Source organism: Pseudomonas sp. MIL9 (assembly GCF_016887925.1).
GTDB classification, from domain to species: Bacteria; Pseudomonadota; Gammaproteobacteria; order Pseudomonadales; family Pseudomonadaceae; genus Aquipseudomonas; species Aquipseudomonas mohnii.
Window position 1 is genome coordinate 62,722 of record NZ_JAFEHE010000007.1, and the last position, 18,030, is coordinate 80,751.

The window sequence follows — 18,030 nt, forward strand, 5'->3', positions numbered from 1 at the left end:
CAGGGTTTCGCCCATTGCGGCGAGCATGAAAACAAGAATCCGGTCGAACCGGTTCTACGATTTAGGTGATGCACATGACTCTGCAATTTCCGGCTCTGCCTAATTTCACTGGCTACAATGCCCCGATGCGCACTGACTGCGAGATCCTGGATCTCGAGGTGGCTGGAGAGATTCCGGCCGAGATCGAGGGTACCTGGTATCGATGTGGTCCCGATCCACGCTTTGCGCCCAAGCTTGGCGACGATATCTATGTGAACGGTGATGGCGTTGTGAGTATGTTTCGCTTTCACCGTGGGCGAGTTGAATTCCGTATGCGTCACGTCCGCACCGAGCGCTTCCTCGCCGAGCGCGAAGCGGGTCGCGCCCTGTTCGGTGCCTATCGCAATCCCTTCACCGACGATCCTCTTGTGGCCACTGTCAGCGGTAACACCGCCAACACTACCGCTTTCTTCCACGCTGGCCGTCTGTTCGCCCTGAAAGAGGATGGGCTGCCCTACGAGCTGGATCCCGACACCCTTGAAACACGCGGAACCTGGGACTTCAAAGGCAAGCTGACGAGCAAGACCGTGACGGCACATCCCAAAATCGACCCTGCCACAGGGGAATGGTTGCTGTTTGGTTATGAGGCTGACGGACTCGGCTCAAGGGACATGGTCTTCGGTGTGGTCGACAAGCACGGAAACCTGATCCGCGAAGACTGGTTTGAAGCACCGTATACCGCAATGCAACACGATTTCGCGGTCACTCAGGACTACGTCATCTTCATGGTCTTCCCGACGACCGCCGACGTTGAACGCATGCGCAAGGGTGGGGATCACTGGGTGTGGGAGCGTGACAAGGAGAGCTGGATCGGCATCTTGCCGCGTCATGGCTCGGTGGACCAGCTGCGCTGGTTCAAACGACCTGCGGCTTATTCGTTTCACGTGGGTAATGCCTATAACGAAGGCAGCATGGTTCACATGGACCTGTGTCTGTCCCAACGCAATGCCTTCCCGGGCATTCCCGATGCAGACGGTGCGCCTTACAACCCCGAGGAGGCGGCGCCATTCCTGACCCGCTGGAGCTTTGATGTGCAGGATCCCGAGCAGAGCTTCAGCTCGCGACAGCTCAGCCCCATCCCCGGGGAACTTCCTCGGGTAGACGGGCGAGTGGTTGCGGCGAAGCACCGGGTCATCTACTACGGTGGCATCAACCCGGAACTTCCCCTGAACATCTCCGGCCCCATCGGGCCAGGCTCCAACTTGTTGGTTCGTGTCGACGTCGAAAGCGGCGCTGTCAGTGCACTGCATCTTCGCGATGCCGATTCGTTCCAGGAACCACAGCTGGTTCCCGCCGCCGACCACGAAGGCTATCTGCTGGTGGTAGTGGATCATCACGACCGGATGCTCGCCTCGGTGGCGATCCTCGAGGCGGCCCACCCGGAAAAAGGGCCTGTCGCCACGATCAAGCTGCCCATCCGATTGCGTGACGCTTTCCATGGTTGCTGGGTTGCAAGTGGCGCGTCGAACGGAGCCTGAGCCCCCTGCCAGGCGACCACCACTTTCAGCGACGACTCAAGGCACGGGAAGGGCTTTAGATCCCTTCCGTGCCGTTGCGTCTTTCTCGTTTGTACATCAACTGTCGATTGTGCTTTGAGCGCGAATCTTGCGCAGCTCGTTGGCACATCACGAAGATCAAGGATTTGCACCATGGAACACACTCAAGTACCGCGCTATCTCATTGAAGGTCATCAGTACATCAACGGTGCCTGGCGCACAGGTCGCTCTGCCAAGCGCCTGGACGATAACAATCCGTACACCGGCGAAAAGCTTCTGGAGATGCCGCTGGCCTCTATCGGCGATCTCGATGACGCCTACCAATCTGCCAGGACGGCTCAGGATGCATGGGGGAAAACATTTCCCGGGCAACGCCGCGAGTTGCTGGAGAACCTGGCCCGTGTAATGGAGGCGCGAGCCGAAGAAATTGTCGAATGGCTGATCCGGGAGTCGGGCAGTACCCGGCTCAAGGCGGGGTTCGAATGGCATAACACGCTGCAACTGGTGAGGGAGTGCTCGGGGCTCCCATTCCAGGTCGAGGGGCGCATCCTCAGCAGCCACAAACCGGGTGAGCAGAGTTTTGTGTTCCGCGAAGCACTGGGGGTCGTGGGGGTTATCAGTCCCTGGAATTTCCCTCTTTACTTGAGTATGCGTTCGGTCGTTCCGGCCATTGCGCTGGGCAACACCGTTGTACTCAAACCGGCCAGTGACACGGCTGTCAGCGGTGGGTTGCTGATAGCGCACATGTTTGAGGAAGCGGGATTTCCTGCCGGAGTGATTAACGTCCTGGTCGGTGCCGGCTCTGAAATCGGTGATGCGTTCGTCGAGCACCCGGTGCCGAGTCTGGTTTCCTTCACGGGTTCGACTGAAGTCGGGCGAAATGTCGGACGGATTGCTACTGGCGGCGCCCACCTCAAGAGGGTTGCCCTGGAACTGGGCGGCAATTGCCCTCTGGTTGTCCTGAAGGACGCTGACGTCGAACTGGCGGCTCATGCCGCTGTCGTTGGGCGTTTTCTCCACCAGGGTCAAATATGCATGAGTGCCAATCGGGTCATTGTCGAGCGTTCGCTCTACGCGGATTTCGCCGCACTGGTCGTCGAGCGTGTCAGGAAACTCAAGGTGGGTGACCCCATGGCAGCCGATACGGTAATCGGTCCGCTGACCAATCAAGCGCAGATGCAGTCGTTGCAGGCCAAGCTCGCCAATGCAAGGAACTCCGGCCTTGAGGAGCTTCATGGCGGCGCGCCGAATGGCCTCGTGTTGCCGCCTCATGTTTTCGGCAAGGTTCCCGCGAACCACGAACTGGCACTGGAGGAAACCTTCGGCCCGGTACTTCCTCTGCTTGTCGCCGATAACGAGGCCCATGCGCTAGACCTCGCGAATGCAAGTGAGTACGGACTTTCCAGTGCGGTTTTCACTCGCGACATGCAACGGGGTATCGAGTTCTCGCGAGGGATTGTGGCCGGCATGACCCACATCAACGACATCACTGTGGACGACCAGCCGAATGCGCCTTTCGGTGGAGAGAAGAACTCCGGGTTGGGGAGGTTCAATGGCCATTACGCCATTGACGAGTTCACCCGGGCTCACTGGATCACCTGGAGACAAAACGGCGCGAACTATCCGTTCTGAGAACACCTGGCCCCCTGATGGGGGCGAGTCGCCGCCGCACCGAAAGGCACAGGCCAAACGGTAACCATCGTTCACGTAGTGTGAGGACAACATTCATGCAGTTTCATCTCAACGGTTTCCACGCGGGTGATCCCTGCCTGCAACCCGCAAAGGAGGGTGTGCACAATCACGAATTGCCTGAAGCAGTTGATGTACTTATTGCTGGCAGCGGTCCTGCGGGATTGGTATTGGCAACACAGCTCTCGAAATTTCCAAACATCGTGACGCGCATCCTCGAGAGGCGCTCCGGGCCTCTGCTGATGGGGCAGGCCGATGGAGTCGCCTGCCGAACAGTCGAGATGTTCAATGCGTTTGGCCTGGCCGACCGACTGCTGCGTGAGGCCTACTGGGTCAACGAAACGGTGTTCTGGCGACCTGACGCCAGTCATCGAGGTTCGATCACCCGTACGGGGCGAGTCCAGGACACCGAGGACGGTCTGTCGGAATTCCCGCACTTGATCGTCAATCAGGCGCGAATCCAGGATTACCTGCTTGAGTCCATGGAGAAATCCAGCCGCCGGCTGGTCCCTGACTACAATTGGGAAATCGTCGAACTTGCGCGTGACGACACAAACCCCTATCCCGTCCAGGTGACCTTGCGCCGTACAGATCCCGGTCACGAGGGGCAGGAGCGCCAGATTCGAGCCAGGTATGTGGTCGGTTGCGATGGTGCCCGCAGTGTGGTGCGTGGCGCTATCGGGCAACAACTGCGCGGCGATGCTGCCAACCATGCCTGGGGAGTGATGGACGTATTGGCGGTAACCGACTTCCCCGACATTCGTCTCAAGGCGGCTGTTCAGTCCGCGACGGGTGGAAATCTGCTGATCATTCCTCGCGAAGGCGGTCATCTCGTTCGTTTCTATGTCGATCTTGGCATCGTCGATCAGGACAATCGCCAGTCCATTCGGCAGACCAGCATCGAGCAGATGACCTCGATTGCCCGGAGCATTCTTCATCCTTACACGTTGGATGTGAAGGAAGTCGCCTGGTCCTCGGTCTACGAAGTCGGGCAACGTCTGACCGATCGCTTTGACGACTCCCTGGATCAGCGAGGTGATGAGCGCGAACCAAGAGTTTTCATTGCCGGTGACGCTTGCCATACGCACAGTGCCAAGGCTGGCCAGGGCATGAACGTTTCAATGCAAGACGCGTACAACCTCGGTTGGAAGATTGCAGCAGTGCTCGAAGGGCGCAGTGATGCCACTCTCCTGAAAACCTACACCCAGGAACGTCAGCCTGTCGCTCAGGAACTGATCGACTTCGACAAGCACTGGGCGGCACTGATGGGAGGACGGCCAAAGGACCCTGATAACCCCGGCTCTAGCGGAATCGACCCCGCCGAAGTGCAAGAGTATTTTGTCCGCGCCGGGCGTTATACGGCAGGTGTGGCAACACGCTACAAGCCTGGAATGCTGACGGGGGAGGGTCACTGGCAGCATCTGGCCGAGGGGTTGCACATAGGAAGCCGGTTCCACTCGGCACCCGTGATTCGCCTGGCAGACGCCAAGCCTGTCCATTTGGGGCACACGGCTTGTGCTGATGGTCGCTGGACGCTCTACGCCTTTTCTGACAAGGAGCAGACAGGTCTGCGCGGTCTGTGCAATTTCTTGAGCGAAGCCGCGTCCCCCTCGTTGCGGCGCATCGCGGCGCTGAACGCTGACGTGGACGGCATCCTGGATGTACGGGCGATTTTCCAGCAACCTCACCGTACGTTGCGCCTGGAAGATCTGCCTCCGCTTTTGCTTCCACGAAAAGGACGATACGGGTTGATTGACTACGAAAAGGTCTTCACCGCGGACAGTCACCTGGATGTATTCGCGTTACGCGGCATTGATCGTGAGCGGGGCGCAATGGTACTGGTGCGACCGGATCAGTTCATCGCCCATGTTTTGCCCCTGGATGGATACGAGGCGTTGGAGGCGTTCTTGCGTCCGGTCTTCAATGGCGAGTGAAGGTGTGGGCTTGAATTTCCCCAAGTCCAGTCACCTGGGGCAGCCGTGTTGATCGATCCTTCCCGATCTTGATGGCTTTGGTTTATCCGCTATCGGTCGCTCAACCTTGTTCGTGTCGATCGGATCTGTACCCACCTGCCGCATTCGGCAGGTGGGTACGTTGGGTGCACTCGCGCAGGCATCATTAGCCGATGCGAACAGGCGTGAGACTGTTTCTGTGTGAGCGCCTGACTCATTACAGCTTTCGAATATTCAATTTCCCCAATATATCCAAGGCATTTCGCCAGGTGCCAGCCTGCTGCTCGCCTTAAGATCAGGGCTTTGAGCTGATTGTGATCCTCAGGAAAAGGCGCCTTGAGGAAATATTTCGTTTCTTTTCCTTTACCTTATATACGTAAAAACATATATTCGATAAATCGTATATGAGTCGAGATTTCACAGTGACCTACAAGCGCCGGCACCCTTCACGACATTCATGAGCGCATCAAGTTATTCATCCTGGTGAAACCAAACGCTGAGCATCGATATGGCTGACCATCTGACACCGACCACTGTTTTCAAATGCCTGGCTGACGACACCCGTGTCCGCACCATGCTGCTCATTACCCGTGAAGGAGAGCTTTGTGTGTGCGAGCTGACCTGCGCCTTGAACGAGAGCCAGCCAAAAATCTCCAGGCACCTGGCGCAATTGCGTACGTGTGGCTTGTTGTCGGACCGTCGCCAAGGTCAATGGGTGTACTACCGCCTGCACCCCAACCTCCCTGATTGGGTTCATCAAGTGCTGACCACCGTGCTGGAAAGCAACAGGCACTGGCTGAGCCCTGACGCCAAACGCCTTGATGAAATGGGTGACCGTCCTGAACGCGCAGCCGTGTGCTGTGCAAGCAAAATCGCCTGATTGCGCCTTCGACTGCGAGACTGCTTGATGAAAATCCTGTTTCTCTGCCTTCGCCACGGTGATTGGCCCATTGGTGGAAGTGCCAGTGCTGATTTCCCTGGTCGGCGTGGCCCTCTGGTTGAAACGCCGCTGGTTCGATGAATCCAAGAGCGCCGCTGCGCAGGACAAAGACTATGTTTGATGACCTTATCCCCCAACTCGATACCGAACTGGTTGATCTCCCATCGACAGACAAACTCGGTATCGAAAAGACCTCCATCCATAAGCCGCGCATTTTGCTGCTGTACGGATCGACCCGTGAGCGCTCCTTCAGTCGCCTGCTGGTAGAGGAGGCCGCTCGACTGCTTGAGCACTTCGGCGCCGAGGCGCGGATTTTCAATCCGTCAGGTTTGCCGCTGCCCGATGACGCAGCCGACGATCATCCCCGTGTGAAGGAACTGCGCGACCTGATGCTGTGGTCCGAGGGGCAGGTCTGGTGCTCTCCAGAACGTCACGGTTCCATGAGCGCGGTCTTCAAGGCGCAGATCGACTGGGTGCCACTGGCGATGGGCGCGGTACGCCCGACCCAGGGCAAAACCCTCGCCGTCATGCAGGTGTGCGGTGGTTCGCAGTCGTTCAACGTGGTCAATCAGCTGCGAGTGTTGGGGCGTTGGATGCGCATGTTCACCATCCCCAACCAATCCTCCGTGCCGAAGGCCTATATGGAATTCGACGATAACGGCCGGATGAAGCCTTCTCCGTACTACGACCGCGTCGTGGATGTGATGGAAGAGTTGGTGAAATTCACGCTGTTGCTTCGCGACCGCCAGGACTATCTGGTGGATCGTTATTCCGAGCGCAAAGAGTCAGCGGAAGAACTCATGAAACGTGTCAATCAGCGCTCCATCTGAGGACTTTTCACTGTGCAACAACACCCATATTCCGTATTGCCCCTGGCACAATTCAACGGCCAGTTGATCTTCACCCCGTGCCCAGGCACGAAGGGCATCAGGCCTTTCGAGGCATTGCAAACCCTGAAAGATGCGGGGGCCTCGGCGTTGCTGACGCTGATGCCGACCGAGGAGTTGCTTCAGAACGAGATCGACCTGCTGCCCGAAGAGTGCCAGATGCTTGGCATCGAGTGGTTTCACCTGCCAGTAGAGGATGATCAAGCTCCTGGCGAAGCATTTAAAGCCGCATGGGGGCAGCACCATCGGCGACTCCAGCAGCTGCTGACCGAAGGGAAAACCATCGCCATTCATTGCAAGGGCGGTTCGGGTCGCACGGGCTTGGTCGCCGCTCAACTGTTGATCGAGAGCGGTGTGCCATTCAGCGATGCCATCCGCGATGTTCAGTCGTTGCGCCCACGTGCCATTCAGCATCCCGCCCACATTGAATACATCGGCCAGTTCGACACCCGGTCGAACGCTCACTGACAGCAGATATGGAGCACCACAACATGACGATCAAAGTTGGCATCAATGGTTTCGGCCGGATCGGTCGCCTCGCGCTGCGAGCCGCCTGGAGCTGGTCAGAGTTTGAGTTCGTGCAGATCAACGATCCAGCAGGGGACGCGGCGACTCATGCGCACCTGCTTAATTTCGACTCGGTACATGGTCGTTGGCATTACCAGGCTGATTCCGAGGGCGACAGCATCGTCATCGACGGCAAACGAATCCAGGTGACGGCCAATAAGGCGATTGCCGACACCGATTGGTCGGGCTGTGATCTGGTGATCGAAGCCAGCGGCAAAATGAAGACGGTTGCGGTCCTCCAGGCTTACCTGGACCAGGGCGTGAAGCGAGTGGTGGTCAGTGCGCCAGTGAAAGAGAAGGGCGCGTTGAACATTGTCATGGGCGTCAACCATCAGCTATTCAAACCGGCGGAACATCGCATCGTCACCGCCGCTTCATGCACGACCAACTGCCTGGCGCCGGTGGTGAAAGTCATCCACGAGAAACTGGGCATTCGCCACGGTTCGATCACCACCATCCACGACCTGACCAACACCCAGAGCATCCTCGATCAGCCGCACAAGGACCTGCGCCGAGCGCGTGCCTCGGGGATGAGTTTGATTCCGACCAGCACCGGATCGGCCACCGCGATTGCGGAAATTTTCCCGGAGCTGCGTGGTCGCCTGAATGGTCACGCCGTACGCGTACCATTGGCCAACGCCTCGCTGACGGACTGCGTCTTTGAGGTCGAGCGGGCCACCACGGTCGAAGAGGTCAATCAGTTCCTCAAGAACGCTTCCCAGAACGAGCTCAAAGACATCCTCGGCTTCGAGGAACGCCCCCTGGTGTCCATCGACTACCGTACCGATCCGCGCTCGTCGATCATCGATGCGCTGTCGACCATGGTCATCAATGGCACCCAGGTCAAACTCTATGCCTGGTACGACAACGAATGGGGCTATGCCAATCGCACCGTCGAACTGGCCAGAATGGTCGCAATGGCAGTCTGAGGAGCGGTCATGAAAGCGTTGTCAGCCCTCGCTCCGGAAGTGCGGCAGTACCTGCTCGTTACGGGCAACTACTGGGCCTTCACCCTCACCGACGGCGCCTTGCGTATGTTGGTGGTGCTGCACTTTCACGCGCTGGGCTACAGCCCCCTTCAAATCGCGGCCCTGTTTTTGTTCTACGAGCTGTTTGGCGTGATCACCAACCTGGTGGGGGGCTACCTCGGTGCCCGGTTGGGTCTTAACCGGACCATGAACATCGGGCTGGGCCTCCAGGTCGCGGCGCTGCTGATGCTGACGGTGCCTGGCGCCTGGCTGACCATCCCTTGGGTAATGGGTGCCCAGGCGCTGTCGGGGATTGCCAAGGACCTGAACAAGATGAGCGCCAAAAGCTCCATCAAACTGCTGGTTCCGGATGGGCAGCAGGGCACGCTCTACAAATGGGTGGCGATCCTCACCGGCTCGAAGAACGCACTCAAGGGTGTCGGCTTCTTTCTGGGCGGAGCCTTGCTAGCACTGATCGGTTTCAAAGGCGCCTTGCTGGCCATGGCAGGTGTTCTGGCGTTGATCTGGATCAGCAGTCTGATCCTGTTGAAGAAGGACCTGGGAAAAGCGAAAGCCAAGCCAAAGTTTCGCGACATCCTGTCCAAGAGCCGGGCGATCAATATCCTCTCAGCGGCACGGATGTTTCTGTTCGGCGCCCGCGATGTCTGGTTTGTGGTGGCCTTGCCGGTTTACCTCAGCAGTGTGTTTGGCTGGGACTTCTGGGAGGTTGGCGGCTTCCTTGCGGCCTGGGTGATTGGCTACGGCATTGTGCAATCCTTCGCGCCCAACATCACCGGCAAGAAACGTGGGCACGTACCCGATGGTCGTGCGGCGTTTCTGTGGGCGCTGGCGCTGGCGGGCCTGCCTGCGGCCATTGCTCTGGGGCTCGATACCGGGCTGTCGCAACAGGGGGTGTTGCTCGGCGGATTGATGGTCTTTGGTGCGCTGTTCGCGGTGAACTCTTCGCTGCACAGCTACCTGATCGTGTCATACGCCAAGGAAGACGGCGTGTCGCTGGATGTGGGGTTTTACTACATGTCCAACGCCATGGGACGGTTGGCAGGCACGGTGCTCTCCGGCTGGGTTTATCAGGTCTATGGGCTGGGTGCGTGCTTGTGGATATCGAGCGCATTCGTGTTGCTCGCAGCACTGATCTCCATAGGGTTACCGAGGCATGCCGAGGCGATGTGAAGGGTCAGGTCCGTGACGCTATGACGAGTAGCCACCATGTGTGCACCCAGTACGCGATCCGTATCGGCATCCACCACCAGCTTCATCAGCGTCTGCTCGGACGATTGCGTGAGGGTCAGTTTCATCGGCTTGAAGCGGCTCTCGAAAATCACCACGTTGTGGCCATTTTCCAGTGCCTGTTCTTCGGTCAATCCCACCGTCCCTATATTGGGCTGGCAAGTCATTTCGTTTCCCTGCAAGGACAGCACAGCGCGTGTGCGTCAAAAGTGGCAATTGCTTCTGTGTCCAGTCTCGCCATCCCGGCGCAATCAGAGAACCAGCAGGGTTGTCATGACTCAATTGTGCTGGGTGAAACAATCCGGGCCGCGATCTGGCATGAACGATCAGGCGATGCCCGCCAAGCCGTGCCCCTGGGGTTGTAGCCCGCTGCTGTCGACTGACCGATAGCGTCCAGGAGCGAATACAATGCAGCGCATAAGCAGAACCTATCGAAGGGGAACTCACATGCTGCTACGACATTTGCGCTATTTACTGGCCGTCGCGGATAACGGCGGCTTTACCCGCGCCGCCGAGGCGTTGCATGTTTCCCAGCCGACCTTGTCCCAACAGATCCGGCAATTGGAAGAGTCGCTTGGCGTTGTGCTGTTCGACCGAACATCACGGACAGTGAAACCGACCGACGCGGGGCAGGCCTACATCGACTGCGCGCGTCGCGTGCTGGTGGAGTTGGCCGCTGGCAAGCGAGCACTGCACGATGTGAAGGACCTGTCCCGGGGCACCTTGCGCCTGGCCATGACGCCAACGTTCATGGCGTATCTCGTCGGGCCACTGGTACGCGACTACAAAAACCGCTATCCCAACATCCATCTGGAAATCTTTGAATTGTCGATGGACGATATCGAAACCGGGTTGGCGGAGGATTCGCTGGATATCGCGATCGCGTTTGACCAAGTGAGAAACGCGGACATCGAATCGATCCCGGCGTTTATCGAAACCCTGGGGCTGATGGTCGGGCGCGATCATCCGCTGTACGACTGCAAGACACCTTTGACGGCCCAGCAGGTTGCTCAACTGGAGTTTGCCCTGTTGACGCCGGACTTCGTCACTCGCGTCTGTATCGATGAGTACTTCGCAAGCGCGCAGATCACGCCGAAGGTGGCGATTGAGGTCAACTCGGTCAACACACTGCTGGAAGTCATTCGGCACACGGCGATCGCCACCATTCTCCCCGAACCGATCGCTACCCAGGACCGCGCCCTGCGCAAGCTCGCATTGATGGACAACGGACCTCGACGCGCAGCGGCGTTACTGCGGCGCAAAAACAACTACCACAGCGCAGCATCCATCGCCTTCATGGAATTGGTGTCAGGAACCACGGTGGGCGATTAGAGCCGTCCACTTCGTCCAGATCGACAGCGATCATTACGCTGGGTGAACTCGGCCTGCCAACGCAATCCTGATTGACCTCGCCGCCCAATAGGGCCAGGGCCAACGTCCATTCCTGGCCGGTGACAAGCCGACGGTCGCCGACATTGCCGCCTACACCGGGCCGGAGTCGGTGCCTGATCAGGCAACGGCTTTTTCGGGGCGGGCCTGCACGGCGCAGGTCGTCGGGTGCTGGACCAGGGACTTGAACGTCTTGTTGTCGGCGTCCAGGGCATCGATCGAACCGGTCCCGATGTCGTAGACCCAGCCATGCAGATTCAGCCGACCTTTTTCCTGGGCCAGGCGCACGCTCGGGTGGGTCTGGATGTTGGCCAGTTGAGCGATGACGTTTTCACGCACCATCGAACTCACTTTGGCGGCTTCATCTGCGTGAGGGCGTGACTCGTTGATGACTTTGGCCGACTCGGAATGTTGCAACCAGCCGGCCACGGCAGGCAGGTGATCCATGCATTTGCACTTGGCGACGGCGGTCATGGCACCGCAATCGGAATGGCCGCAGATCACGATATCGGTCACGCCCAGCACGGCCACGGCGTATTCGACAGTGGCCGACACGCCACCCGGGTGCGGGCTGTAGGACGGCACAATGTTGCCGGCGTTACGAATCACGAACAGCTCACCGGGCTCTTGCTGGGTCAGCAGCTCCGGTACCACGCGGCTGTCGGAACATGTGATGAACAACGTGCCTGGGTGTTGCGTGGTGGCCAGGTGTTTGAACAGGTCCGTCCGTTGTGGAAACGCTTCCTTTTGAAACTTCAAAAAACCTTCGATGAGCGCTTTCATGATGCGTACCTTTAATTGATTGCTTGATGATGGCGTGACGATCAGTTGGTACAGCCGGCCCCGATCACGTTGTATTCCAGCGTTCGGGTATCGCCGCGGGAATCCTTGTAAGTCATCTGTACGGGCGTCGGACCGCAGACATCCGCGGCCGGGGTGATGTTGATTACCTTGGCGATATCCAGATGCATGCCGTAGGCATAGGGAACGGCCTCTGGTGCGACCACCGGTCCCTGTGCGTAGGCTGACAGCGAGGCCGTCAGGGACAGGGCGAGAAACAGAATTTTTTGCATGACGCGTCCTCCATTCAAATGGGCTGATTGATAGAAGCGGGTTCGGTCGGTTTTGAAGCGGGCCCGCAAAGGCTGCGGGCCGGATGACAGGCCGGGTTGCGCCCTTAGAAAGGACGCAGTGGCAGGAACTTGCCGTCGAGGGTGATCACTGCACGGTGGCCGCCTTCCGGGTCTTCGACTTTCTTCATGTCCAGTTTGAAGTTGATTGCGCTGATGATGCCGTCGCCGAACTGTTCGTGAACCAGGGCTTTCAACGTGGTGCCGTAGATCTGGATCATCTCGTAGAAGCGGTAGATGGTCGGGTCGGTCGGCACACCCGACAGGCTGCCGCGCAGCGGGATGATTTGCAGGCGGGCTACCGAATCGGCGTCCAGGTCCAGTTTTTCGCCGATGACTTTGGCAGCTGCTTCTGGCAGCGGGTGCTGACCGAGCAGGGCTGCGGTGACGTAAGCCAGACCAAGGCCGGTGCCTTCGGCCATGTCCTCGAAGGACAGGTTTTTGCGAGCCTTGGCGTCCAGGATTCTGGCGGTCAGTTCGAGGCTGGTGTCGTTGTAAGCGTGAGACTGTTGCATGGTGAATCTCCTGTCGGGGTTGCTGGTGGGGTGTTGCTTGGGTGTGAAGCAATCTTCTGCCGTTTGTTCGATAGCGTCCAAGACCGATATGCAATTCTTTGCATAGGTCCTGCCTATAGATGCCGGTCGGAGTGCGCGCTGCTGTTGGCCCCGCACCGGTGAGGAAGCGCAGGCCGGCGAGGCGAATGCGTGAATGTGTGGATCGCGGGGAAAAGCCGGAAAACGCACGCGCCCAGAGGGTTTGTATCGCTGTGTATCTCCAGTGCCGCCCGCTACCTCGGCATACAAAAACCGGTCAGTCGGACATGTGGGAGATACACCGTTGACTCGAAATGGACTCACTGCATGAGCGAAACCCGACTCGGCGTTTACCGTGCACTGACCGGAGAAATTCAATGCCTCGTTTCAACACCCATAAGACACTCGGCAGGTTTGCTGCCGCCCTGGCCGCCGCCATATCCCTGTGTGCGTTCGCGGGGATGGCCCAGGCTGAAGCGGCTCACGAGACGTCTGCGGCGAAAAGCTGGCAGACAGGCCTCCATCGCACGGATCTGGTGAAACGCGATCTGGGCGTTTCCGACCGCGAAGTGATCCAGGTCCGCGTTGACTTCGAGCCGGGGGTCGCCGCCCCCAGGCACTCGCACCCCGGTGTGGAAGTGGCTTACGTCATCAGTGGCACTTTTCAGTATCAGCTCGAGGGGCAGCCAGCGGTGACGCTCAAGGCCGGTGACTCGCTGTACATTCCGGAAGGAACCGCCCACACCGCGACGAACATCGGCACGACCGCCGGCTCGGAACTGGCGACCTACATCGTCAGGAAGGACACTCCGCTGGTTGTTTTGCAAAAATAAGCCGCCTGCGCCGATTGCCTGGCGGGCACGACCTCCAGGCAACCGTCACGGGCCAATTTGAGCGCTGGCGAAATGAGCGTCAGGAAGAAAAAGCTGGCCTTCAAGGCCGCCGAAAATTACCCAGTCGAGACAAACAGTGGTTCAATCCCGGCCAACCCATAAATACAAAAAATCAGGAGTCATTGATGCAACCGATCCGTCTCGGTTTGGTGGGCTACGGCAAGATTGCCCAGGATCAACACGTTCCAGCCATCAACGCCAACCCGGCGTTCCAGTTAGTGTCGGTCGCCACGCAAGGGCGGCCCTGCGCCGGGGTAGAGAATTTTCAGTCCCTGAGCGAGTTGCTCGAACGCGGCCCGCATGTCGATGCGATAGCGTTTTGCACGCCACCCCAGGGACGATTCGCCCTGGTCCGACAGGCGCTGGCCGCTGGCAAACACGTGCTGGTGGAAAAACCGCCGTGCGCCACGTTGGGCGAAGCGATGGCATTGGTGGATCAGGCCGGGGAGCAAGGGGTCAGCGGATTGTTCGCCTGGCATTCACGCTATGCGCCCGGCATCGAAGCCGCCCGTGACTGGCTGGCCACCCGCACCCTGCAAAGCGTGCAGATTGACTGGAAGGAAGACGTTCGCAAGTGGCACCCCGGCCAGGCATGGATCTGGCAACCCGGCGGCCTGGGCGTCTTCGATCCGGGCATCAACGCCTTGTCGATTGCCACCCATCTGCTGCCGCTGCCGCTGTTCGTTGAGTCAGCCGAACTGCGAGTCCCCGCAAACTGCCAGTCGCCCATCGCCGCTTCCATCAAAATGTCTGACGCGCGCCACCTCGATGTTCGTGCGGAGTTCGATTTCGACCACGGACATGACGAACTCTGGAGCATCGAGATTCGTTGCTCCGAAGGTATCCTGCGACTGGACAACGGGGGAGCGCGCTTGAGTATTGATGGCGTGCGCCAGGCGGTATCGGAGGAGGGCGAGTACGCGGCGGTGTATCGACATTTTCAGCAGTTGATTGCCGACAAGGCCAGTGACCTGGACCTCCAGCCGTTGCGACTGGTGGCCGACAGCTTCTTTGTCGGCAGCCGGACGGAGGTCGAGCCGTTCTTTGACTAGCGGCCGCCAGCCGTTACCGCGATAAAGACGGTTTGCGACTGGCGTTTGCCTCGGGCAAGGCAGGTCTGTCCGTTGCTGGGTGATGGGCTGGTTTCCTCGCCCTGAATGTCTGGCATCGTCGCATGCCCCGGTGTGAACACTGTCGGGCATGCGCAACGTTCACCGCAGTCAGAGTGAGTAGCTGATCGCCTGTCCAAGGTTATTGTCCTGCGTGCCAGCGATCAGGTGCAGTGGCACATGCTGCTGCGCATCCACGGACTGGATTTCGATACTGCCCACCACATGGAGCTGTCGCTCACTCAGTCCGGTCGACTCTTCTTCCTTTGCCTTGGCCATTCTCGCGTGGTTCGCTGCGATTTCATTGAGAGTTGACACGTTACATCTCCGGTGACTGACCAAGCGTATCGCTGGCGTCCTTAAGCGTTGAATTGAGGCGCAGCCGCGTCAGAATTATGTCGTTCTGGGGTGCTACGTCGGGCCTGTGCAAACCCTAAGCCAGACAAGAGGCCCAGGTGTCGTTCCGTTTTCATTTACGACGAAAGGTTGTCTTGGCCATTCGGCGCAGGACCACACTATCGGTACTTGATGACGATCCCTTTAAGCTTGCGCCCCTCAATGGTCTGTACATCGCGAGCCCATAGTGGCCCGTTGACATAAGCCCCCACCGCTTGAATATGGTCATAGACCACCACCACCGCATCGCCCCCGAGCTTGGCCGCTTCGTCCCGCAGTTTTTCTTCTACCTGAGTGATGGGCGGCGCGGGATCGACGCTGGCGTCAATCAATATTTCACCCAATCGAACATGCGGGCGCAGCGGCTCGGTACGCAGTACGACCACTTCACTGGGCAGTGTTGGCGCAGGATGCTCGACGCCGACATAAGCGGTCGTTCGGGCGTCGACGGTTGCGCACCCGCCGAGCGTCATCAGGGAGGCGATGAGCCCGCCAGCCAGAAGCGCCAGTTTGAGTCGGGTGGACCCTGTCAGGTCAGGAGCTGGCATAGGGGATCCTCCGAAAGGTCGCTGCTATGCGAGTGACTATTTGACGGTAGCAGACGGCCCGAGAGTTGCCAGCCAGCCCAACCTCTGCCGGTCGGGCTTTTTCACGCCTTGAGCATCGCGATCAGCAGGGCGTGCTCACTGATCCTTTTCGCAATTGATCATCCATGACACGCCAAAACGGTCCACCAGCATGCCAAAACGTACCGCCCAAAACGTGGCATCCAGGGGCATTTGCACGCTGCCGCCCTCCGACAGTGCGGCGAAGACCCGCTCGGCCTCGGCGATGCTGTCGACGTTCAGGGAAATCGAGCAACCGCTCATGGCGTCGACAGGGCGGTCGGGTGTGGTGTCTGACCCCATGATCGCCTGATCGCCCACTGCCAGGCGGGTATGGATGATCAGGTTGTGCAGGTCTTTGGGCACGTGTTCGCCGGCAGGGGTTTCACCGAAAGTCAGCATGGCTTCGATCTGGCCCGGCAGGCTTTGGGCGTAGAACGTGAAGGCGGCGTTACAGTCGCCATTGAAGATGAGGTAGGGATTGATTTTCATGGTTCGGCTCCCGGTCATTGAAGGTGCACATCGGATCGGACGTTGCGTTTGACGGCAAAATTCCGATGGCATTGACCCGGCAAGCAAAGCGCTAAATCGTGGCGGGAGCCTGGGTTTTTTTAGATGTTTTCTCGATAGACGAGGCCAGGCTAATTGCCTCGCTCGTGCGGCGTGGCGCCAGCAGGCGTTCGATGGCGCCGCTCACCATGCTTTCCAGAAGCTCGTCGTGCTCGCGTTCATCGAGTGTGTGCGAAGTCAACCAGGTGGGTGCACTGTTGAGCAGCGCGGCAATGGCGTGCCCGGCCGCCAACTGGCCCGCCTCACTGAACCGCGAGCGCGCGCCGAGCATCAGCAGCAACTTGCGCTCGTATTGCTCGCGCAGATGCTGAACCCGCACCTGTTGCTCTTCATTCAGGCAGCCGCCGTCGCGCTCTGCCAGACGAAAATGCCATGGCATGTCGCGATGCAGGTTCAAGTGCGCGCGGATCAGATTGTTGAGGCGATCACGCCTGGCCGGGGCTTTTTTCTCGATACGCCCGAGGGTGGCCAACAGCTCTTCGTAGAACTCCTCGATCAGATCGAGCAGCAAGTGCTGTTTGCTCGGGTAATGGTGATACAGCGAGCCTGGGGAAAGCCCCAGGCACGTGGCGAGCTCACGCATGCCGACCTGACCGAAACCTTTGCTGGCAAAGAGCTCCAGCACCTTGTCCCGGTATTCGGCGAAACGCGAGCAACGCTCAGGCATAGGCATGGAAGCCGCGCCCCGTTTTGCGTCCCAGATAACCGGCGGCGACCATTTCCTTGAGCAGCGGCGCCGGACGGTATTTGCTGTCGTTGAAGCCGTCGTAGAAGGCTTCCATGATCGCCAGCAGGGTGTCCAGGCCGATCAGGTCCGCCAGAGCCAGCGGGCCGATCGGCTGGTTGCAGCCCAGGCGCATGCCGGCGTCGATGTCCTCGGCGCTGGCCAGGCCTTCCTGCAACACCAGGATGGCTTCGTTGATCATTGGCACCAGAATCCGGTTCACCACAAAACCCGGACGATTGCCGGCGGTGATCGCGGTTTTGCCGAGTCTGGTCGCCATTTCCAGTGCCAGGGCATGGGTGGTGTCGCTGGTCTGCAGGCCGCGAATGACTTCGATCAGGCCCATCACAGGCACCGGATTGAAGAAGTGCAGGCCGATGAAACGCTCAGGCTGGCTGACGCTGGCGGCGAGTTGGGTGATCGACAGCGACGAGGTGTTGGAGGCGATCGCACAGTCGGCGCTGACCTGGGCTGCGATCTGTTGCAGCACTCGCAGTTTCAGATCGAGGTTTTCGGTCGCCGCTTCGATCACCAGTTGCGCGTCTTTCAGGCTGGCGTAATCGGTGCTGGTGCGGATCTTGTCGAGGGCGGCGAGTTTTTGCTCCGGCGTCAGGGTTTCCTTGGCGACCTGCCGATCGAGATTTTTGCCGACAGTGGCGAGGGCTTTTTGCAGCGCGCTCTCGGAGATATCGATCAAGGTCACGTTGAAACCGGCCAGGGCGCAGACTTGCGCAATACCGTTACCCATGGTGCCGGCGCCGATCACGCCAATGTTTTGCAGATTCATCTTGCCGTCCTTCGAGTCAAACCTTGCGATACCTTGGCCGCCGTGATGGCCGAAGGCGTACTATTGACCCGGAGTCTAGAGCTGGCAGGGCGGTTGTCCTATGCCGAA

At 59.0% G+C, this 18,030-nt stretch carries 19 protein-coding genes and 2 pseudogenes; 12 read left to right on the forward strand and 9 right to left on the reverse strand.

The features are described from left to right. Positions 1–74: 74 nt before the first annotated feature. The 9 genes and pseudogenes from JQF37_RS09620 to arsJ all read left to right on the forward strand — a co-directional run bounded on the left by JQF37_RS09620 (position 75) and on the right by arsJ (position 9,729). Positions 75–1,517 carry a carotenoid oxygenase family protein gene (locus tag JQF37_RS09620; RefSeq protein WP_189340413.1) on the forward strand — a complete coding sequence of 481 codons (1,443 nt, stop codon included), beginning with the start codon at positions 75–77 and terminating at the stop codon, positions 1,515–1,517. A 171-nt stretch (positions 1,518–1,688) separates the two neighbouring features. Then, a complete protein-coding gene (locus JQF37_RS09625) occupies positions 1,689–3,167 on the forward strand; it encodes an aldehyde dehydrogenase family protein (protein ID WP_130207843.1) in 1,479 nt (492 codons plus the stop codon). A gap of 95 nt (positions 3,168–3,262) precedes the next feature. Continuing rightward, complete coding sequence (locus tag JQF37_RS09630; protein WP_130207845.1) at positions 3,263–5,158, forward strand: FAD-dependent monooxygenase; 1,896 nt, start codon at positions 3,263–3,265, stop codon at positions 5,156–5,158. Positions 5,159–5,684: 526 nt separating this feature from the next. Continuing rightward, positions 5,685–6,056: a metalloregulator ArsR/SmtB family transcription factor gene (locus JQF37_RS09635; protein WP_103405557.1), complete on the forward strand. Its 372-nt coding sequence runs from the start codon at positions 5,685–5,687 to the stop codon at positions 6,054–6,056. Between the two features lie 46 nt (positions 6,057–6,102). Next, a pseudogene (locus JQF37_RS31335) lies at positions 6,103–6,237 on the forward strand (arsenical-resistance protein); the annotation flags it as partial. Further along, complete coding sequence (arsH, locus tag JQF37_RS09640; protein ID WP_130207847.1) at positions 6,230–6,946, forward strand: arsenical resistance protein ArsH; 717 nt, start codon at positions 6,230–6,232, stop codon at positions 6,944–6,946. The pseudogene JQF37_RS31335 and the gene arsH, both read left to right, overlap by 8 nt. Before the next feature lie 12 nt (positions 6,947–6,958). Beyond that, the gene (locus tag JQF37_RS09645) at positions 6,959–7,471 is read left to right on the forward strand and encodes a tyrosine-protein phosphatase (RefSeq protein ID WP_130207849.1); all 513 of its coding nucleotides are present in this window, start codon (positions 6,959–6,961) and stop codon (positions 7,469–7,471) included. 23 nt (positions 7,472–7,494) lie between these two features. Next, positions 7,495–8,499, forward strand: coding sequence for an ArsJ-associated glyceraldehyde-3-phosphate dehydrogenase (locus JQF37_RS09650; RefSeq protein WP_130207851.1), 1,005 nt, complete (start codon positions 7,495–7,497; stop codon positions 8,497–8,499). Positions 8,500–8,508: 9 nt separating this feature from the next. Beyond that, positions 8,509–9,729, forward strand: coding sequence for an organoarsenical effux MFS transporter ArsJ (gene arsJ / locus JQF37_RS09655; RefSeq protein ID WP_130207852.1), 1,221 nt, complete (start codon positions 8,509–8,511; stop codon positions 9,727–9,729). Here the strand turns inward: arsJ and JQF37_RS09660 are convergent. Next, positions 9,633–9,941: pseudogene (locus JQF37_RS09660) on the reverse strand (hypothetical protein); the annotation flags it as partial. The gene arsJ and the pseudogene JQF37_RS09660 overlap by 97 nt on opposite strands. 292 nt (positions 9,942–10,233) lie before the next feature. Here JQF37_RS09660 and cynR point away from each other — a divergent pair. After that, positions 10,234–11,118: a transcriptional regulator CynR gene (gene cynR / locus JQF37_RS09665; protein ID WP_130207854.1), complete on the forward strand. Its 885-nt coding sequence runs from the start codon at positions 10,234–10,236 to the stop codon at positions 11,116–11,118. A gap of 177 nt (positions 11,119–11,295) precedes the next feature. Here the strand turns inward: cynR and JQF37_RS09670 are convergent, their stop codons facing one another. The 3 genes from JQF37_RS09670 to cynS all read right to left on the reverse strand — a co-directional run bounded on the left by JQF37_RS09670 (position 11,296) and on the right by cynS (position 12,820). Next, positions 11,296–11,958 (reverse strand): carbonic anhydrase, encoded by a 663-nt coding sequence (locus JQF37_RS09670; protein WP_130207858.1) that lies wholly within the window; start codon positions 11,956–11,958, stop codon positions 11,296–11,298. A 41-nt stretch (positions 11,959–11,999) separates the two neighbouring features. Further along, the gene (locus JQF37_RS09675; protein ID WP_130207860.1) at positions 12,000–12,248 is read right to left on the reverse strand and encodes a DUF2790 domain-containing protein; all 249 of its coding nucleotides are present in this window, start codon (positions 12,246–12,248) and stop codon (positions 12,000–12,002) included. 104 nt (positions 12,249–12,352) lie between these two features. Then, positions 12,353–12,820, reverse strand: coding sequence for a cyanase (gene cynS, locus JQF37_RS09680; RefSeq protein ID WP_130207862.1), 468 nt, complete (start codon positions 12,818–12,820; stop codon positions 12,353–12,355). 395 nt (positions 12,821–13,215) lie between these two features. Here cynS and JQF37_RS09685 point away from each other — a divergent pair, with 395 nt between their 5' ends. After that, a complete protein-coding gene (locus JQF37_RS09685; RefSeq protein ID WP_130207864.1) occupies positions 13,216–13,671 on the forward strand; it encodes a cupin domain-containing protein in 456 nt (151 codons plus the stop codon). Between the two features lie 185 nt (positions 13,672–13,856). After that, complete coding sequence (locus JQF37_RS09690; RefSeq protein WP_103405550.1) at positions 13,857–14,783, forward strand: Gfo/Idh/MocA family oxidoreductase; 927 nt, start codon at positions 13,857–13,859, stop codon at positions 14,781–14,783. Between the two features lie 168 nt (positions 14,784–14,951). Here JQF37_RS09690 and JQF37_RS09695 read toward each other — a convergent pair whose 3' ends face one another. From JQF37_RS09695 to JQF37_RS09715, 5 genes are all read right to left on the reverse strand, one after another. Continuing rightward, positions 14,952–15,158 (reverse strand): hypothetical protein, encoded by a 207-nt coding sequence (locus JQF37_RS09695; protein WP_047530768.1) that lies wholly within the window; start codon positions 15,156–15,158, stop codon positions 14,952–14,954. A 197-nt stretch (positions 15,159–15,355) separates the two neighbouring features. After that, positions 15,356–15,784: a hypothetical protein gene (locus tag JQF37_RS09700; protein WP_130207866.1), complete on the reverse strand. Its 429-nt coding sequence runs from the start codon at positions 15,782–15,784 to the stop codon at positions 15,356–15,358. A gap of 135 nt (positions 15,785–15,919) precedes the next feature. Further along, positions 15,920–16,333: a VOC family protein gene (locus tag JQF37_RS09705; protein WP_130207868.1), complete on the reverse strand. Its 414-nt coding sequence runs from the start codon at positions 16,331–16,333 to the stop codon at positions 15,920–15,922. Between the two features lie 91 nt (positions 16,334–16,424). Beyond that, entirely contained in the window at positions 16,425–17,084 is a 660-nt protein-coding gene (locus JQF37_RS09710) for a TetR/AcrR family transcriptional regulator (RefSeq protein ID WP_130207870.1), read from the reverse strand. Then, positions 17,071–17,922 (reverse strand): 3-hydroxybutyryl-CoA dehydrogenase, encoded by an 852-nt coding sequence (locus JQF37_RS09715; protein WP_130207872.1) that lies wholly within the window; start codon positions 17,920–17,922, stop codon positions 17,071–17,073. The genes JQF37_RS09710 and JQF37_RS09715 overlap by 14 nt, the downstream gene beginning before the upstream one ends. Between the last annotated feature and the right edge of the window lie 108 nt (positions 17,923–18,030).

What these genes read in the sequence shown, in the direction of transcription:
- JQF37_RS09620 (WP_189340413.1), top strand. Translation starts at nt 75, where the DNA reads ATGACTCTGCAATTTCCGGCTCTGCCTAATTTCACTGGCTACAATGCC.
- JQF37_RS09625 (WP_130207843.1), top strand. Translation starts at nt 1,689, where the DNA reads ATGGAACACACTCAAGTACCGCGCTATCTCATTGAAGGTCATCAGTAC.
- JQF37_RS09630 (WP_130207845.1), top strand. Translation starts at nt 3,263, where the DNA reads ATGCAGTTTCATCTCAACGGTTTCCACGCGGGTGATCCCTGCCTGCAA.
- JQF37_RS09635 (WP_103405557.1), top strand. Translation starts at nt 5,685, where the DNA reads ATGGCTGACCATCTGACACCGACCACTGTTTTCAAATGCCTGGCTGAC.
- arsH (WP_130207847.1), top strand. Translation starts at nt 6,230, where the DNA reads ATGTTTGATGACCTTATCCCCCAACTCGATACCGAACTGGTTGATCTC.
- JQF37_RS09650 (WP_130207851.1), top strand. Translation starts at nt 7,495, where the DNA reads ATGACGATCAAAGTTGGCATCAATGGTTTCGGCCGGATCGGTCGCCTC.
- arsJ (WP_130207852.1), top strand. Translation starts at nt 8,509, where the DNA reads ATGAAAGCGTTGTCAGCCCTCGCTCCGGAAGTGCGGCAGTACCTGCTC.
- cynR (WP_130207854.1), top strand. Translation starts at nt 10,234, where the DNA reads ATGCTGCTACGACATTTGCGCTATTTACTGGCCGTCGCGGATAACGGC.
- JQF37_RS09670 (WP_130207858.1), bottom strand. Translation starts at nt 11,958, where the DNA reads ATGAAAGCGCTCATCGAAGGTTTTTTGAAGTTTCAAAAGGAAGCGTTT.
- JQF37_RS09675 (WP_130207860.1), bottom strand. Translation starts at nt 12,248, where the DNA reads ATGCAAAAAATTCTGTTTCTCGCCCTGTCCCTGACGGCCTCGCTGTCA.
- cynS (WP_130207862.1), bottom strand. Translation starts at nt 12,820, where the DNA reads ATGCAACAGTCTCACGCTTACAACGACACCAGCCTCGAACTGACCGCC.
- JQF37_RS09685 (WP_130207864.1), top strand. Translation starts at nt 13,216, where the DNA reads ATGCCTCGTTTCAACACCCATAAGACACTCGGCAGGTTTGCTGCCGCC.
- JQF37_RS09690 (WP_103405550.1), top strand. Translation starts at nt 13,857, where the DNA reads ATGCAACCGATCCGTCTCGGTTTGGTGGGCTACGGCAAGATTGCCCAG.
- JQF37_RS09700 (WP_130207866.1), bottom strand. Translation starts at nt 15,784, where the DNA reads ATGCCAGCTCCTGACCTGACAGGGTCCACCCGACTCAAACTGGCGCTT.
- JQF37_RS09705 (WP_130207868.1), bottom strand. Translation starts at nt 16,333, where the DNA reads ATGAAAATCAATCCCTACCTCATCTTCAATGGCGACTGTAACGCCGCC.
- JQF37_RS09710 (WP_130207870.1), bottom strand. Translation starts at nt 17,084, where the DNA reads ATGCCTATGCCTGAGCGTTGCTCGCGTTTCGCCGAATACCGGGACAAG.
- JQF37_RS09715 (WP_130207872.1), bottom strand. Translation starts at nt 17,922, where the DNA reads ATGAATCTGCAAAACATTGGCGTGATCGGCGCCGGCACCATGGGTAAC.